This is a genomic window from Phocaeicola faecicola, assembly GCF_013618865.1.
Taxonomy (GTDB): Bacteria; Bacteroidota; Bacteroidia; order Bacteroidales; family Bacteroidaceae; genus Phocaeicola; species Phocaeicola faecicola.
Map to the genome: position 1 here is coordinate 23,970 of NZ_JABSOE010000043.1, position 15,349 is coordinate 39,318.

The following is a 15,349-nucleotide window of genomic DNA, read 5'->3' on the forward strand; positions in this document are numbered from 1 at the left end:
TATGGCATTGACTAAGTTTATCCTGGGAAATATACTTGCCCGTACTACCGGGCTGAAGGTACCGCCTTACTGGCTATTCAATCAGACGCCTGTAACCGAGGGCGACAGTTCCGGCTACAGCGAACTGATGAAGCTTAGTGAGGAGGAAATGACAGAGCAGCTTCGCAGCAATGCGCTTGGTGTGCCTATGCGTATGCCTTTGGAGATAAGGAAGGATGGCGACAGCGAATACTGGCTTCTTCCTTTCGAACCTCTGATTACAGTTACAGGCAAGAACATCATTACAAAGAGGCATGTAAGCAAGGGCAAAGTTCGTGGCTCTATCAAGGAGAGATGGACTCAGGACGACTATCAGATACAGATACAGGGCATCCTGATGAATACCGAAGAGAAAGCCTATCCGCGCGATGATGTGCAGAAGCTGCGCAAGTATTGCGAGGCTGCGAAATGGGAAGTACGTTGCCCTCTCTTCGAGATATTCTCAATCTTCCAGATAGTAGTGGAAAGCTACAACTTTCCTTTCACAAGCGGTCTTGCGAATCAGGCTTACGACCTGTCTTGCTGTTCTGACGATACATATAAATTGTTACTGAAGAAAAAGGATATGCAATAATGTTTACACTAGGATATGACATCAAACTGGCTGACTTCCGTCTGGGTATGCTGGACAAAGTTGAGATACACCGTTCGGTGGAGCTGCTGGCAGATACGGCAACTATAGTTTTGCCCGGATCTGAATACAACAAGGCTCTGGACGTGGAAAGCCTTATAAAGCGTGGTGATCCGGTAAGCATCAGCATAGGCTACGAGGAGACAGGACTGCGTGAGGAGTTCAGAGGATGGATTCAGCGCATAAGTACCGATGACGGCAGTATCACCATAGAATGCGAAGACGACCTGTACAAGTTCCGCAAGTCACTACCGAACGAAGAACTGAAGGCTGTTACCCTTGAATCTCTGCTGAAAAAGGTGATATCAGGAATCGGAGAAAGCTACAAGTTGGACTGCACTTATTCGTGGACTTATGAAAAGTTCGTCATCAACACCGCTACAGGCTACGATGTACTGAAGAAGGTGCAGGAAGAATCGGGAGCTGACATCTATCTGGCTGACGATACGCTGCATGTTCATGCACCGGCTGAAGCTGTGGGCGATGATGTATTCTACAATTTTTCGCTTAATGTGGAAGAATGCGACCTCACTTACCGAAAGGCAGAGGACCGCAAGGTTCAGGTAGTCGTGAAAGCTACCATGCCGGACGGCACGGTGAAGGAAATTGAGACAGGAACCACGGGCGGCGATAAGGTGGAGATACGTTGTGCTACCAGTGATGAAGCGAGCATGAAGAAGCGCGGCGAAACGGAAGTGAAACGCCTTTCCTTTGACGGCTATGACGGCAATATCACTACATGGCTGATTCCTTACTGCAAGCCCGGTGACACGGCAGAACTGAAAGATGAAGACTATCCCGAAAAGGACGGAAGGTACTTTGTCCAGGCAGTGACAACAGAGTTCAGCAGAGATGGCGGCAAACGAACGGTAGAACTTGGATTCAGATTAAGTTGATTAGATTATGGATCAGTATAAAAGACTATACGAAAATCTCCGTAACGTGGGAGGTCAGAAGATTACTATCTGGCAGGGCATTGTGAAGAGTGTGGAAAGCATTACATGTACCGTGACTTTTGGCAAACAGGATGTAAGCGGCGTGCGTCTGCGGGCTTCTGAAAAAGAGAATGCAGACAACATACTGATTACTCCGAAAGTCGGAACTGCGGTAACTGTAGGTAGTCTGACGGGCGATTACAGCCAGTTGGTAGTGTTGCAGATAGACCAGATTGAGACTATCATTATCAACGGCGGTAAGCTGGGCGGCCTTATCAATATTGAGACTCTTACGGAAAAAATCAACAAACTGGTAGATGCCTTCAATAGTCATACTCTTGCTTCTGGTGCTGTAGCAGTAGCCGGCTCTGCCACCAATCAGAGCAACCCTGCGCCGATTCAGGTGCCGGCTATACAGCAGAAAGCCGACAAACTCAATAAAGGCGACTACGAGGACGAAAAGATAAAACATTGATTTATGCTAGGAACTGGAATACAACTCAAGGATTACGATCTTGACATCAATGTAATAAGAGGGCCGGACGGCAAGATATTGCGAGGTGTCAGGATTGGAGACGTGACGGCACAGAATCAGGCTATCATCTTGGTATGCCACAAGGGTGAATTGAAGGAGCAGCCGGCAGTCGGTGTAGGTATCAGCGACATGGCTCTGGACCACAATCCCCTTGCATGGCGAACGAAGATCCGTGAGCAGCTTGAATTTGACGGCCAGGATGTGAACAAAGTCACAATTACAACAGACAGCATCAGTATAGATGCACATTATTAACCGTTCAATGAACGTTCAGTGAACGTTTGCTGAACATAAAATACAGACCTTAATCATGGATATTATAACAGAAATAAAGAATCTGCTGGTCACTCTCTTCAGTGTGACACTGGCATACTTCGCACCGCTTAACGATATGGTGTTCATCATCTTCTTCATCTTCCTTATCAACATGATGGCAGGGATGATTTCGGGCATCGTGGTGAACAACGAGCCATTCAACAATAAGAAGTTTTTCAAGTGCCTCATGGAGACTTTTGTCTTTTACGTAATAGTGCTTTGCATCTACGTAATAGGTGAAAAATTGGGCAATATAGAAGGAGCTATGCAGTGTATAACTGGTGTGGTATATGCAATACTATATTTCTACGGTACGAACATATTACGTAATGCTAATCAGTTATTCCCCGACAGTAAGACGCTGGCCTTTATTTACTATGTTGTCAGCTTCGAAATCGTGAAGAAGATACCGTATTTACAGCAATTTAATAATCAATGTAATCAATCAAAAGAAAATAAATCATGAAACACTTTACAATGGGCGAACTACTCAGAAGTTCTACTGCCGATGCCCACGGCATCAACAACAAGTGTGACATATCGAGTGCATCAGCCTTGAAAGCTCTTGCCGAGAACGTACTTGACCCTGCTCGTGAATCAATAGGAGTCCCTATCTACGTGAACAGCGGCTACAGATGCCCGCAACTGAACAGGCTTGTAGGCGGTGCGCCAAACAGCCAGCACACGAAAGGCGAAGCTGCCGACATCACTACAGGCACAAAAGAAGGAAACAAGGCTCTGTTTGAATATATCCGTGATAACCTTCCATACGACCAGCTTATCAACGAAAAGGATTACAGTTGGGTACACGTGAGCTACAAAAAGTCAGGAAACAGAAAAGAAGTATTGAACCTATGAAAAAGTTATTAAAAGAATTATCCATATCTCTAATTATGATGTTTGTTTGCTTCATAGTCGGGCTGATGACGCCCGGCTGTGCAACAAATCCGCCAGTCAAGATCCAGGAGGACACAGTTACAGAATCGCGTGAGAACATCAGGGAAAGCGGAAAGTCGACTGTTGAGGAAGACATCAAAGAGCTTTCATCTACAGTACAGGAAATAGTCCGTAAGGCTATGGAGAAACTGGAAATAAAGACTGAGAAGACTACATATACACCTCCTGATTCTACCGGAAAGCAATATCTTAAGGATAAGACTATTACAACAATCAATAAGGATACACGACAGGAAGAGGAAAGCCGGACGGAAATATCGGACACTCTCAGTGCAACGATTACACGCAATGACAGTACAGATACTGATATGACATTGCAGTCGACGGCTAACATCCATCAGGAAGCAGAACGGAAATCCGCAATATCATGGTGGCAGGCTGCACTGATGTTCCTGGGAGGAGTTACATTAATCTATATTGGTATAAAGATATATAAAAAGAAACTACCATGACAGTGATGGTGTTAAATGGTCAGACACTAGCCGACATCGCAATACAGGAATACGGAAGTCTGGAGGCTGTTACATTGCTGGCTGCGGCCAACAATGTCAGTCCTTCGGCTACTTTACTAACGGGAACAGAACTGTATGCGCCGGAACAGGTTTTTGACAAGGAGATGCAGGACTATTGTAAGAATAACAATATACGCCCTGCAACAGAGACAGACGAATACGGAGAAATCAAGTTAAGAATCTTTACAAAACAATTCACTAAAGAATTTATGTAACATGACTATCAAAGAAATCAAGAAGATAATGACAGATGCATTTCTGGCAGATCCGACACTGAAGAATGCTTATGGGATCAAGGATGGTGCGACATGGGACAGTACCTTCTCTTCAGTCAGCATAGAGAATATATTAATCTATATCGTAGCTGTGTGTCATTATGTGTTATACAAGGCTTTTGATGCTCATAAGGTGGATATTGATGCACTTATAGCGGCTAATATCGTACCTACTACACGATGGTATCACACAAAGTGTTTAGGATTCCAATACGGAGACGAACTGATTTTTGATGAAGCAACACAGAGTTATCGCTATCAGACTGTAGATGAAACGAAACAGATAATCAAGTACGCAGCTGTACGTGATGCAGGTAATACTATAGACATTCTTGTAGCTAAGGATAACGGAGGAAAGCCGGCAATACTTAGTGCAACAGAACTGAAAGCATTCAGCAGTTATATGTCTCAGATTAAAATTGCAGGTGTATTGCTCAATATACAGTCATTACCGGCAGACAGCATACAGATTGAGGCGGTTATTTCTGTAGATCCACAGATTATAACTACATCAGGTGTGCGTATCAGCGACGGTAGTAAGCCTGTAGAGGATGCAATTAATCAATATCTGGCAGGAATTGTGTACGGTGGAACTTTTAATAAGACAAAATGCGTAGATGCTATACAGGCAGTCAATGGTGTTATAGATATTGACCTGAAGGGGGTTAAGGCAAAATCATCGACAGAACTGTCATACAAGGATGTTACTACCAATAATTATAATGCCGTGGCAGGATGCCTGGTATCAAATGACCTTAATACAAGTCTTAGTTATGTGGTATAATATAGATATATTGAAGTTTGCTCTGAACGTGTTGCCACCTGTGCTGAGACGTAATGTGCTGTTTGCGCTTATGAAGGTGCTGCTTGTGCCTCTTATAGAATTGCAGACAGCTTTTATTCAATACGTCAGGCAATGCAATGATAATATACGTGTAAATGGTCAAGTGATTTACATAGTAAAGGCGATTAAGGATTATTTCCTGCTGGATAATGATGATGTGTATATTACGGAGCTTGAAACCGGTACAAGGACAGTGTATTTCCGTACGAAGCAGCCTTATGTGTATATATCGAATTCTGCTAATGATCCTCTGTATATACCTAATACATCATTTAACGCACAGATGCGTTTCGTCGTCAATATACCCGAATACCTGAGCGACAGAATTGAAGAAGTGAGAAGTATTGTAGATTTCAATAAACCAGCCGGAAGGCAATATATAATTAGAGTGTATGAACGATAGATTATTAGTTAATGATGGCGGACAGCCTTTCCTTGCATCCGATTTTACATTCATGCAGGATGCTTTGCGTAGAACCATAGGGCTATTGGCCAAGACAAACGGAGAAAGATATATACTTTGGGGTGTCCTTTCAGATGATAAACAATCAATCATTGAAGGTGCTGTAGTAATTGATGGTGAAGTTTATCAGGTTCCGGCACTTGGAGCAATAGACGGAAAATATCTATGCTTTACCAAGAGGCAATACGATTCACGCGAATACGAAGACGGTTCAACCAAAAATATCAAAGAAACTGTTAACGTTACATTGTCATCTGAAACAACAGGAACATTTGCTTACGTTACTCCTACATCATTGCAGAACGTACAACAACTTGAAACACAGCGAAGATATATTGTAAAACATCTTGAAGGGGATTGTAACCCTAATATCGGATTTACTATAGCGATTAAACCTTCGCTTGGATTAAAATTTGGAGATGTTGCAATAGTCAGCATGAATATACCAACACGGGATAATCCTAATGTTTTAGTTGGAGGAACAATGATGGCTATCGTGAAAGATGGTTTAGACGATAATCCTTTCGCCGTTTTGTATTATCAAGATGGAACAGGTTTATTTGGAGTAAGCTTGTATAATGATAGAATACAGAGTGTATATTCTCGGCAAACTGTGCCTGCTATACGCCCTTCTGGTACAGTAAAAATAGATTTATTAATTATTAAACAGCTATAACATGAATAGCAGCGATATTAAGAGACGTGCAATAGAATTGTCGGAAAAGACAAACAGCGAAACAATATCACCATCTGAAGTTGGAGGCATTATGTATGATACTGTATCGTACATGGAGGACGTACAACGCAATGGAGGTAGTCTTGGAATCCGAAAAACATATACATCCGTTTCTGCCATGAACGCGGATGTCAATCCGGTAGATTCGGAAGGTAATCCACTGAAAAAAGGAATGATTGTAAATATTTATAATCCTGACAATGCTGCAGATCCAGACAATAATAAAGTCTATGCTTATAATGCACCAGGTTGGGTGCTTACTAGCAAACTGGATGCTGGATATGCGACAAAGGCAGAAACGGATGCGAAGTTTTCCGAGCTATCTGCTGAAATTTATTCAAATGATTTGATAAATCTTTCCGAAGATGAAAGCACCAATCATCCTAAAATCATCCCTATTTCAAATGGAGATATATATTCAACGCCTAAAATACAAGTGGATAATACTGATAATTTCCCATTAAAATCATATACAAACGGATTTTATCGGAAAATAACATTGCTCGGAGAAAACCAAAATTCTTTTTATATTAATTACGACAGAGAAGAATCTGGTATTCCAATTGGAGAAAAAGGTAGTAGACCTACTGTGATACAAATTTCTTCATGGTATAAAAAAGAACACCTTGAAATATTGCTTTCTCAATCTGAAAAAATGGACTATAAGTTGTTTGGGATTACGCCCAATGTTGCACAACATACTTATTTGACTAAAGAATTAATATCTAATTTAGGAAATAAGACACAAGAACAGATTGTCAATAATTCATCAGGGGAATATATTAACTCATGTAAGATACAATCTGTTTATGTGGATAATGTTGCTGGATGGTGTAAGGTTGCTACCAATATATATGATATATCATGGAAAGAGATGGAATATACATATATGAAGTGGACTTGGCAGATAAGTGGGATCAAAGAAAGTATAAAAAATTTGCCTGATAAAACATTTTATTTAGCAACATTTTGCATAATCCACAATGGCTTTGAACCAGCTGGTGTTCAATCGAAAAATATAAATGGCACTATCAAACCATATCCAATATCACTTAAAAGTCAAATAAATACTATTGAGGAAGAAAATAATAAAATTGATAATAGGGTAAAAGAATTGGAAAATAAACTTTTGCCCAAAAAAAACATTCTTACAGTAAAATTCAATGAGGGGGAAGATAATGTAGATATAGAGGTTTCATTAAAAAGTTATTTTAATGAAAAATATGACATTGTTAATAAGGGAGCATTTTTACATCGATATTTAAAAAGGAATGAAAATTGGAATTGGGATAGAACTTTATTGATAAATAGAAATACGGGAGAAGAAATTAATATACACGGTACCTCTGACGATAGGTGTCCTGCTAATTATAATGGGACTTATATTGGAGGTGGGCATGGTGATGGAAGGGCAACAAATGTATCATGCCCTAGTCATGATAAAACATATGCTGATATAGGAAGTATCTGGAATAATGGACAATATGATTTTACGTTGCTGAGAATAATCGATGAAAATAATCTTTTATTTTTTTCAAGTAAATCCTATAACGATGTTACATGGGATTATAAAAAAATATCTACAGGTGAAACTCTACAACATGTATCTGGAGCAATACATCAATCTAATATTGCCGTTAATATTGCTACTTCTACTCAGTTGCATTCAGGCATTGTAAGTAGGTGTCAGAAAATATATGCGGATGGGAATGAAATTAAAGAAAGCGGAACATATGAGGTTGGCGTTGTGGATTTGATTGATGATTATGATGTTATTGTACCGCATAGCATATGTGAGCAAATTACTGCACAAAAACCTGAAGATGGTTATACATCTAATCCATTTTTTCAAGATTTAAAAAATCTTCAATATGTTGCAAATCATAGCATTATTTATCGTTTTCTCAATGCTGCTACTTGTTTAGTTTTTACTGATTTCTATAACTATAAAAAAATAAATCTGAGTTATTTTGGCTTCATTCAATCAGGTGTAATGCCGAATATCCAAGGAGGTAATATTTACATGTATGTTCCAAAAGTTTTACCTTTTGAAGACGGGAAAACATATGATTTCAGAACAATAGAACGGTGGAATGCGGAAGATGCACCAAATGGAACAAAGTTAATAAATACGTCATTCTTTGAAAATCCTAATTTACCACCAGATAGAGCAATAGAATTTACAGGTACATCCAATATTGATAGAATGATAGGATTCCATCACGGATTTGTATTTGACAGAGGTATCGGTGGAAATAAAAGAAAGGATAATATTAGGAATTGTTGGTTTTTTCCTAAAACAAGGAAATCATACATTTATGGCATAGATTCATTGTTGAATATTGACGATGGAAATTATGACTCAAAAAATAAATCGTCTGTTTGTTTTAGGCAGTATTGTGATTGTACAAAAAATCCTGATGGGCGAATAAATAATAGTTCGTTTGAAATCGATGGTAAACTGTATCTATACCTTGATTACAACAAGGAGATTGTAGATTTTGTCACATTAGATGATAAATGGAAGGGTAAATTAATCACGATTCTTGAAAAATCAGACAATATATGTGTGTTGAATGAAACAGTAACAACAGGCATTAAAATAAGAGTATCTAATAACGCTCCGATGTATGGGTATTGTGTTATTTTAATTGAATAAATACTCAATAAAAATATTCATTCGTAGAATAGTCGTGTAAACTTAAAACCCTTTCAAATAAATATATATGAAACTTTTAGACAATTTCTTGGCAAAAGTCGGTGTGGATAAGATACTGCACCATGTAGTAGGCGCACTTATTTGCGCATTGTTTACATTCGTATTCATCCTTCAGGATGCTATTTTTGACTGGACGCCTGTTGCAGTGCCGGTAATTGGTACTGTAGTAGTTTTGTTCCTTTCGATAGTAAAGGAATACGCCTTTGACGATAAAGCTGATTGGATGGATGTAGTCTGGGCTATGCTTGGCTGTCTTTGGATATTCGCTGCTGTAGCTGCCGGATTTCTGCTAAATCAGTGGTCTATGTAGATAAAAAAAGGGGCTGTACGGCCCCCCTTTTTCAGTCATTAAAATAGCATAAGTATTTCTCAAATGATGTATAGGTCTTATGACCGGAAGATCTCATAATTTCCATGGCATTATAGCCACGCATCACATTATTCGTTATAAATGTACGTCTGCAGGTGTGTGACGTTATCAGCTTCCATTTAGGATAGAAATCAACTTTTACATGTCCGTTTATCTTTGTCTCGCGCTTAACCTGGTCATTAAATTCCTTTCCTATATACCTCAGTAGTTGTTTGATATAGCGGTCGTAAGACGAAATGTCGCTCTTTTCTCTTTGTTTAAGCGGTGTAAAATAATCATACTTTTCAAGTATTGAATATGTGGTGTTCCTGTCAAGTGACATACGTTCTATGTCAACACGTACATGAGTGCCGGTTTTCTGCTGCAGAATAGTAAATATATTACGGTCAAAACATGTTCTGTCAATGCGCACCATGTCAGAGAATCTCTGCCCCAAATTGCAGGAAAGGACAAACATGTCTTTCACTCTCTGAATGTTCCTCCTGTACTGTATATTGCGTGGAATAGTATTTACATCAAAGTGATATATATGGCTCACTTCGTCCATAGTGAGTGCAATCTGCTGATGACAGTAAGGAGGTATCTTCAGTATGTCATAACTGCCTGATACCTTTGCGTTGTGCTTTGCTGCCCATCCTAAAGCGGTCTTTAGTTGTGAGCATGATGTCTTTATGGTAGCCAGCGAAAGTCCTTTAGAAAGCAAATATGGTATAAAGTTGCACCAGAATACATCGGTTATGTGTGTAGGCATAAGTACACACTGAAATTCTCTTTCAATGCCTTTCAAATGATAGATTAATGATGAAAAATGCTTTCCATAACACGGAGAAAGTTTGTTCTTTACCGTAGTAAGAGATTCGATTACTTCTAATAACGTAGCATTAGATAAGTCAATAACAAGATTCTGAAATGGATTAGTTAGAAAATCCCGGAATTGTGAATCACTATAATTCAAATCTATAGGATTCCCTTTGTTTAGATATTCTTCCATAACATAAGGATTTTGATGTCATAGACATCTGATTAAACATTTATTTTTTCTTATTTTGCTGTCTCTAATTTAGTGAATTCCCTTTATTTATGCAAGTTTTTATATTGAAAGTTTTGTGGATAGATATATACTATTTATATTTGTTCAGAGGATTCATTTATGGATTCTTATTTTGCTTGAAGGAGCTGGTCGAAGTGTCGATGCAGTTCCTTCTTTTTTTGATTACTGAACGCTTGCTGAACATGAAATGAACGGCAAATGAACATCCTTTATTAAGCGTTCATTTGCCGTTCACTAAGTATTTATTAAGTGTTCACTGAATTGTTTTTTTGTCTGTTGTGTGTCCTTCAAAAATAACATTTTGTTTTTTCTTTAAAAAAGTTAATTTCAACATTTTGTTTTTACGATTTGCGATTTTTCGTTTTTTCGGTTTTATTTTGCAAAAGGCTACTGGATATAGTCAGGTATATCGCACATGGAGTTTGCTACAACGTTCTTATTCTCTAAATGATGGCATATATCGTTTACAAACCAAAGATATAGCAACACTTTATGAGATATGGTGTTTCATTGAAGTAAGCCATATAGTAAAAGAAAAGTTACATTTGTCTGATGAAGACATTGATCATAGAAACCGAATGGAAATGAATGGCTTATTTACATGGGACTTGGGTAAAGGAGAGAATTCACGTATTCTTTTTAAGAAAGACAATGTAGAACTGGCTGAACTCATCTATAACCCCAAAAGTTCGGAACGTGAAAATAATTCTGTTGGCATAACAGATTGGGTGGTGCCTACTGTTCCTCAAAAGCCGGATATTGTGTTGCAACTTACCAAGAACGATTTGCAGGAAGGTATGAAATTTACCTACCTATTTGACGCAAAATATCGTATTGACGGGAAAGACAGAAACGGTGTAGATGTTCCACCAGAAGACGCAATTAACCAAATGCACAGATACCGTGATGCCATATATTACAAAGATTACAAATCAGATGTATTGAAAAAAGAAGTTATAGGAGGCTATATCCTTTTCCCAGGTGATGGTGAACCAACCGATGTTGCCGTATCCAAGTTTCGCAAGACTATTGATGAGGTTAATATTGGAGCTTTTCCACTCCGCCCCAAAGACATACATAACCGAATACTTTTGGAGCAATTTATTGAACAGCTCGTTAATATGAAATCGCACGATACCATTTCCAATGTGATACCGCAAAAAGGAACATTTGTAGAAGTCGGAAATAGAGTTCTTATAGGTCTTGTTACAAACAGCAGTCGTAAAGGATATTTACAGAGTTTTAAGGATGGTAATGCCACACTCTATTATACTGGCAGTCATTTTCCAACGACTATTGCTCTGCAAAATCTACATTACTTCATGCCTTACTTCAAAGGAAAAGGAATTTGTGATGTTTATGAGATAATTAGAGTTAGAACTATCACGTCAAAGGAAGTGAAACAAATAGAGGGAGATGAAGACACCAATGATCTTCGCCTTGCTTTTGAACTGCGATACTTTCGTAAACAATATGATGGCATTCAACCCATCAATACAAGCAAGATGATAAACTATACGTTTATTGATACGACTTTTGAAGAGTTGGATAAAATAGTTATAATGGATAATATATCATTCCATTAAAAATAATAATGTATTTTAAAATTTACAGTATAGATATAAAAGAAAAATGAAGACAATACTTGTATATTTTTCAGACATACATTTGACTGGGGATAAACCTGAGAATGAAGGTGCTGTGATAAAAGCATTTTGTGAAGATGTTAAGCAACAACTCTTTTCTATGCAATATAATGATGCTTATGTATTAATTGGTGGAGATCTTGTACAAGCAGCTGATAAACAAGAAAGTTACCAAGCATTCTACAATAAGATTTTAAGCAAATTAATTACATACGGTATTCAGCCTGAAAAAATAATATGTGTTCCTGGTAATCATGATTGTCAACGCCAATGGGTCATAGATAATAGAGAAAACTATGCGCCAGTAGTTAATCAAAAATTCACAGAAGACCGATTTAACAATATGATAAACGGACAGCAAGGAACCGTTTTCTTGGAAAAATTTGGCAATTATAAAAATTTTGTGGAGCAATATCTTCCAAACTCATGCAAAAATTTGATAGGATTTCCTATTGAAATCAATGAAGAATGGAGCATATATTGCCTTAATAGTGCTTTGACCTCTTTTGCTGGTCATGACTGGAAAGAGTATCAACAATTGAAAGATGATGAGAGAAGATTAAATGTAGATACACGTAACCTAAATGACTGGGTTCAAAAAAATTCCAAGAAGAAAATTCTAATGATGCACCATCCTCTATCATTTCTATCCGAATGGGCGGATGATGAGCTCACAAAACTACTTAGAATAGAATTTGATTTATTACTAACAGGACATGCTCATCGTCAGAATATTCTTTGTAATCAAGTTAAAGGGGAATCTTATGTTTGGTGCCAGTCTCCCCAATTGTATACAGATAAAGCGGACAAACTAGGTTATTGTATTATTGAGTTAGAGGATGATCATGTGAACAGGATTATTTATCGAGAATGGTTTGCATCAAGAAACTGTTTCAAGAAGGGACTTGATTTTACAGATGGAGAGGATGGTATTGTTGAAATAATAAATGATAAAAAAAAGAGAAAGACCCTATTCTGTTAATGTTAGAAGAACGATTCCGTGACACAATGGCTGTTTATGGTGATGATTCTTTAATATGGATTGACCGCTATTTTAGCATGAACAGATTTGATAGGGCTTTCACATTTAACAAAAAAGACCTGTATTCGGAAGATGATATTATAAATGCTGGTAAAAGTCTTAAGATTATTACACCAGCTCAATATGGATTAACATCATTTGGTTGGCATTTCTTGTTAAGACTATGGAAAGAAAAAAGAATTTTTGGTTTATTTCTTGATAGTAGAATTATCAAAGCAAATAAAATAGAAAAAGTAATAACACGACAGTTAGAAACTTTTGGTTCAAAGAAGGAAAATGTTGGATGGATTATCTTTGATAACTGGGATTTGAACAATAAAGATGCAAAACAAATATTAACTTACATAAAGAAAGAGTATGAAGATGTTCCTCTCTTGCTTTTGTGTCCAATGTTGGAGAAATCATTTATAGAGAATGAAAATATTTCTCTTCATGAGTTTTCAATAGCACCAATTTTTATGGCTCCAATGCAGTTATGCCAGTTGCGTAATATGGTTTCTGTTTATAATAGAAAGCGCAATATTGGTGAAGATGAAGTAGTTCTAAAAAGATTAAATGATGACATACAAAACTTCAATATGCATAGGACACCACTAAACTGTATATCATTGTTAGAAGTTTTTAGTAACTCATTCGATGAAAATCCTGTAAACCGAACTGAGATGATAGAACGACTTCTAAGAATAATATTTGAGAATGAAGAAGTTCCCAGTTATAAATCTCTGCCCGATATGAAAGATTGTGAATTTGCAATTGGGTATTATTGTGAACAGATGATTCGTAATGAACAATACTATTTTAGCGGTAAACAATTCTATGATACAATTTCAGATTTTTGCAAGCAACAAAAAATAACACTTGATATAAACTACCTTTTTTCAATATTGCTAAGGAATCAGATAATTTGTCAATATGACTCAGATCTCTATGGATTTAGATTTGCCTTTTGGGTATATTATTTTGCAGCTATGCGAATGACCAAATCGCCTGAGTTTACAAATTTTATATTGGAGGAAGAAAATTACGCCCACTATCCAGAAGTTTTGGAATTTTACACAGGTAGTGATCGTACAAGAAATGATGCTGCAGAAATCGTAATCCAAGACATCAATAAAATTACAAATAAGGTTCATGATAAAGTTGGACTTCCTGATAAGATGAATCCACTACAATATTTGCGTCTTGATATCACAGATGAGCAAGCAGCTAAAGCTATTGACAAGTTGGATAATCAGCTTAAGCAATCAAAATTACCAACAAATATAAAAGATGCTTTGGATGATTCAAATTATAATCCATCTATCCCCTTCCACCAAGATGTAAGAAAAGTTTGGGAAAATTATTCGGTAAACTATCTACAGGAAATGATAGGAATAGCGTCAAAAGTACTTAGAAATAGTGACTATATACTTCCTGAAAATAAAATCAAGTTACTTGATTCAATTGCAGATGCTTGGCTTAATACTATTAGGGTTATTTACTTAATGGCACCAGCTTTAGCTATGGAAGGTAAAGCTGGTTATGATGATTTTAGACTTCAGTTAGCTGATTCTTATGACACCAAGTCTGATGACAAAAAACAGTTACTAATTGATATAATGTCTAATATACCTCACAATATTGTCACATGGTATAAAGATAATATATACTCTTCTAAACTGACGGATCTTTTGTATGAGAAAATTGAACAGGAAACCAACCCTGTCATTAAACATGTTTTAATAAATTTAGTAATTTACAAACAACCAGATCGTTGGGATATTATGGTAAGAAGATATTTGGATAAATCAGATAAACATTCTTTTTATTTTGGCGATACACTATCATCATTACGAGTAATGTACGCTAAAGGAGCCATGTCTGATGCTGACCTTGCTAAGACAAAAACATTAATTTTATTAGGTTACACTAAACTGGCTACTAAGGGCAACAAAATGAATCCTGGTATGATAAAAAAGATAAACCCAAATATCTTACCACAACGAGAGTCTGGCAATGAATAGTACAACTATATAAAATAACAGTATAGATTTATAAAAACGACACTGTCTTCTTTGGGATTATCAAGTCTGAATTACTGTATACCGAGAATTTTGAATCTCCTGAAGCCTTTAAAAGGCTTTAGATAAATATATTGAATATTATAACAATACACTAGTGTCTCTTAAAAAATGTAAAACATCTCAATATGGCTCATTATGATGTAAAATCCAATTCTAGCTGACCGTCATTTTTGTAAAGGATGTCGTATTCAGCATGGCTAAATAGATCCTTGATAT

At 37.2% G+C, this 15,349-nt stretch carries 17 protein-coding genes; 16 read left to right on the forward strand and 1 reads right to left on the reverse strand.

The window, feature by feature from the left end:
* Position 1 precedes the first annotated feature (1 nt).
* The 13 genes from H3001_RS12305 (at position 2) to H3001_RS12365 (ending at position 9,271) form a co-directional block, all read left to right on the forward strand.
* Complete coding sequence (locus H3001_RS12305) at positions 2-613, forward strand: DUF6046 domain-containing protein (RefSeq protein WP_181215096.1); 612 nt, start codon at positions 2-4, stop codon at positions 611-613.
* Positions 613-1,566, forward strand: coding sequence for a hypothetical protein (locus H3001_RS12310; RefSeq protein WP_181215097.1), 954 nt, complete (start codon positions 613-615; stop codon positions 1,564-1,566). Before H3001_RS12305 ends, H3001_RS12310 begins: the two co-directional genes overlap by 1 nt.
* A gap of 7 nt (positions 1,567-1,573) precedes the next feature.
* Complete coding sequence (locus tag H3001_RS12315) at positions 1,574-2,080, forward strand: hypothetical protein (protein WP_181215098.1); 507 nt, start codon at positions 1,574-1,576, stop codon at positions 2,078-2,080.
* A 3-nt stretch (positions 2,081-2,083) separates the two neighbouring features.
* A complete protein-coding gene (locus H3001_RS12320; protein WP_181215099.1) occupies positions 2,084-2,395 on the forward strand; it encodes a hypothetical protein in 312 nt (103 codons plus the stop codon).
* A gap of 55 nt (positions 2,396-2,450) precedes the next feature.
* Positions 2,451-2,921 (forward strand): phage holin family protein, encoded by a 471-nt coding sequence (locus H3001_RS12325; RefSeq protein WP_181215100.1) that lies wholly within the window; start codon positions 2,451-2,453, stop codon positions 2,919-2,921.
* Complete coding sequence (locus H3001_RS12330; RefSeq protein ID WP_181215101.1) at positions 2,918-3,313, forward strand: D-Ala-D-Ala carboxypeptidase family metallohydrolase; 396 nt, start codon at positions 2,918-2,920, stop codon at positions 3,311-3,313. The genes H3001_RS12325 and H3001_RS12330 overlap by 4 nt, the downstream gene beginning before the upstream one ends.
* On the forward strand, positions 3,310-3,864 hold the full coding sequence (locus H3001_RS12335) for a hypothetical protein (RefSeq protein ID WP_181215102.1): 555 nt from the start codon (positions 3,310-3,312) through the stop codon (positions 3,862-3,864). The genes H3001_RS12330 and H3001_RS12335 overlap by 4 nt, the downstream gene beginning before the upstream one ends.
* A complete protein-coding gene (locus H3001_RS12340) occupies positions 3,861-4,139 on the forward strand; it encodes a LysM domain-containing protein (RefSeq protein ID WP_181215103.1) in 279 nt (92 codons plus the stop codon). Before H3001_RS12335 ends, H3001_RS12340 begins: the two co-directional genes overlap by 4 nt.
* 1 nt (position 4,140) lies before the next feature.
* Positions 4,141-4,983 carry a hypothetical protein gene (locus H3001_RS12345; protein WP_181215104.1) on the forward strand — a complete coding sequence of 281 codons (843 nt, stop codon included), beginning with the start codon at positions 4,141-4,143 and terminating at the stop codon, positions 4,981-4,983.
* Positions 4,973-5,446 (forward strand): hypothetical protein, encoded by a 474-nt coding sequence (locus H3001_RS12350; RefSeq protein ID WP_181215105.1) that lies wholly within the window; start codon positions 4,973-4,975, stop codon positions 5,444-5,446. Before H3001_RS12345 ends, H3001_RS12350 begins: the two co-directional genes overlap by 11 nt.
* Positions 5,436-6,182, forward strand: a complete 747-nt coding sequence (locus H3001_RS12355) for a hypothetical protein (RefSeq protein ID WP_181215106.1) — start codon at positions 5,436-5,438, stop codon at positions 6,180-6,182. Before H3001_RS12350 ends, H3001_RS12355 begins: the two co-directional genes overlap by 11 nt.
* 1 nt (position 6,183) lies before the next feature.
* Positions 6,184-8,901 (forward strand): hypothetical protein, encoded by a 2,718-nt coding sequence (locus H3001_RS12360; protein WP_181215107.1) that lies wholly within the window; start codon positions 6,184-6,186, stop codon positions 8,899-8,901.
* Between the two features lie 67 nt (positions 8,902-8,968).
* On the forward strand, positions 8,969-9,271 hold the full coding sequence (locus H3001_RS12365) for a hypothetical protein (RefSeq protein ID WP_181215108.1): 303 nt from the start codon (positions 8,969-8,971) through the stop codon (positions 9,269-9,271).
* Between the two features lie 31 nt (positions 9,272-9,302).
* Here the strand turns inward: H3001_RS12365 and H3001_RS12370 are convergent, their stop codons facing one another.
* Positions 9,303-10,322 carry a site-specific integrase gene (locus H3001_RS12370; RefSeq protein WP_181215109.1) on the reverse strand — a complete coding sequence of 340 codons (1,020 nt, stop codon included), beginning with the start codon at positions 10,320-10,322 and terminating at the stop codon, positions 9,303-9,305.
* A gap of 395 nt (positions 10,323-10,717) precedes the next feature.
* Here H3001_RS12370 and H3001_RS12375 point away from each other — a divergent pair, with 395 nt between their 5' ends.
* From H3001_RS12375 to H3001_RS12380, 3 genes are read left to right on the forward strand one after another with little or no spacing between them, the layout of a single operon-like run.
* Entirely contained in the window at positions 10,718-11,968 is a 1,251-nt protein-coding gene (locus H3001_RS12375) for a nuclease domain-containing protein (RefSeq protein WP_246368581.1), read from the forward strand.
* Between the two features lie 46 nt (positions 11,969-12,014).
* The gene (locus tag H3001_RS19500; protein ID WP_246368582.1) at positions 12,015-13,010 is read left to right on the forward strand and encodes a metallophosphoesterase family protein; all 996 of its coding nucleotides are present in this window, start codon (positions 12,015-12,017) and stop codon (positions 13,008-13,010) included.
* Positions 13,010-15,073: a hypothetical protein gene (locus tag H3001_RS12380; protein ID WP_246368583.1), complete on the forward strand. Its 2,064-nt coding sequence runs from the start codon at positions 13,010-13,012 to the stop codon at positions 15,071-15,073. Before H3001_RS19500 ends, H3001_RS12380 begins: the two co-directional genes overlap by 1 nt.
* Positions 15,074-15,349: the final 276 nt, after the last annotated feature.

Coding starts and splice junctions, on each gene's coding strand:
- H3001_RS12310 (WP_181215097.1), top strand. CDS start 613: ATGTTTACACTAGGATATGACATCAAACTGGCTGACTTCCGTCTGGGT.
- H3001_RS12315 (WP_181215098.1), top strand. CDS start 1,574: ATGGATCAGTATAAAAGACTATACGAAAATCTCCGTAACGTGGGAGGT.
- H3001_RS12330 (WP_181215101.1), top strand. CDS start 2,918: ATGAAACACTTTACAATGGGCGAACTACTCAGAAGTTCTACTGCCGAT.
- H3001_RS12325 (WP_181215100.1), top strand. CDS start 2,451: ATGGATATTATAACAGAAATAAAGAATCTGCTGGTCACTCTCTTCAGT.
- H3001_RS12365 (WP_181215108.1), top strand. CDS start 8,969: ATGAAACTTTTAGACAATTTCTTGGCAAAAGTCGGTGTGGATAAGATA.
- H3001_RS12320 (WP_181215099.1), top strand. CDS start 2,084: ATGCTAGGAACTGGAATACAACTCAAGGATTACGATCTTGACATCAAT.
- H3001_RS12380 (WP_246368583.1), top strand. CDS start 13,010: ATGTTAGAAGAACGATTCCGTGACACAATGGCTGTTTATGGTGATGAT.
- H3001_RS12370 (WP_181215109.1), bottom strand. CDS start 10,322: ATGGAAGAATATCTAAACAAAGGGAATCCTATAGATTTGAATTATAGT.
- H3001_RS12340 (WP_181215103.1), top strand. CDS start 3,861: ATGACAGTGATGGTGTTAAATGGTCAGACACTAGCCGACATCGCAATA.
- H3001_RS12355 (WP_181215106.1), top strand. CDS start 5,436: ATGAACGATAGATTATTAGTTAATGATGGCGGACAGCCTTTCCTTGCA.
- H3001_RS12350 (WP_181215105.1), top strand. CDS start 4,973: ATGTGGTATAATATAGATATATTGAAGTTTGCTCTGAACGTGTTGCCA.
- H3001_RS12360 (WP_181215107.1), top strand. CDS start 6,184: ATGAATAGCAGCGATATTAAGAGACGTGCAATAGAATTGTCGGAAAAG.
- H3001_RS19500 (WP_246368582.1), top strand. CDS start 12,015: ATGAAGACAATACTTGTATATTTTTCAGACATACATTTGACTGGGGAT.
- H3001_RS12305 (WP_181215096.1), top strand. CDS start 2: ATGGCATTGACTAAGTTTATCCTGGGAAATATACTTGCCCGTACTACC.
- H3001_RS12335 (WP_181215102.1), top strand. CDS start 3,310: ATGAAAAAGTTATTAAAAGAATTATCCATATCTCTAATTATGATGTTT.
- H3001_RS12345 (WP_181215104.1), top strand. CDS start 4,141: ATGACTATCAAAGAAATCAAGAAGATAATGACAGATGCATTTCTGGCA.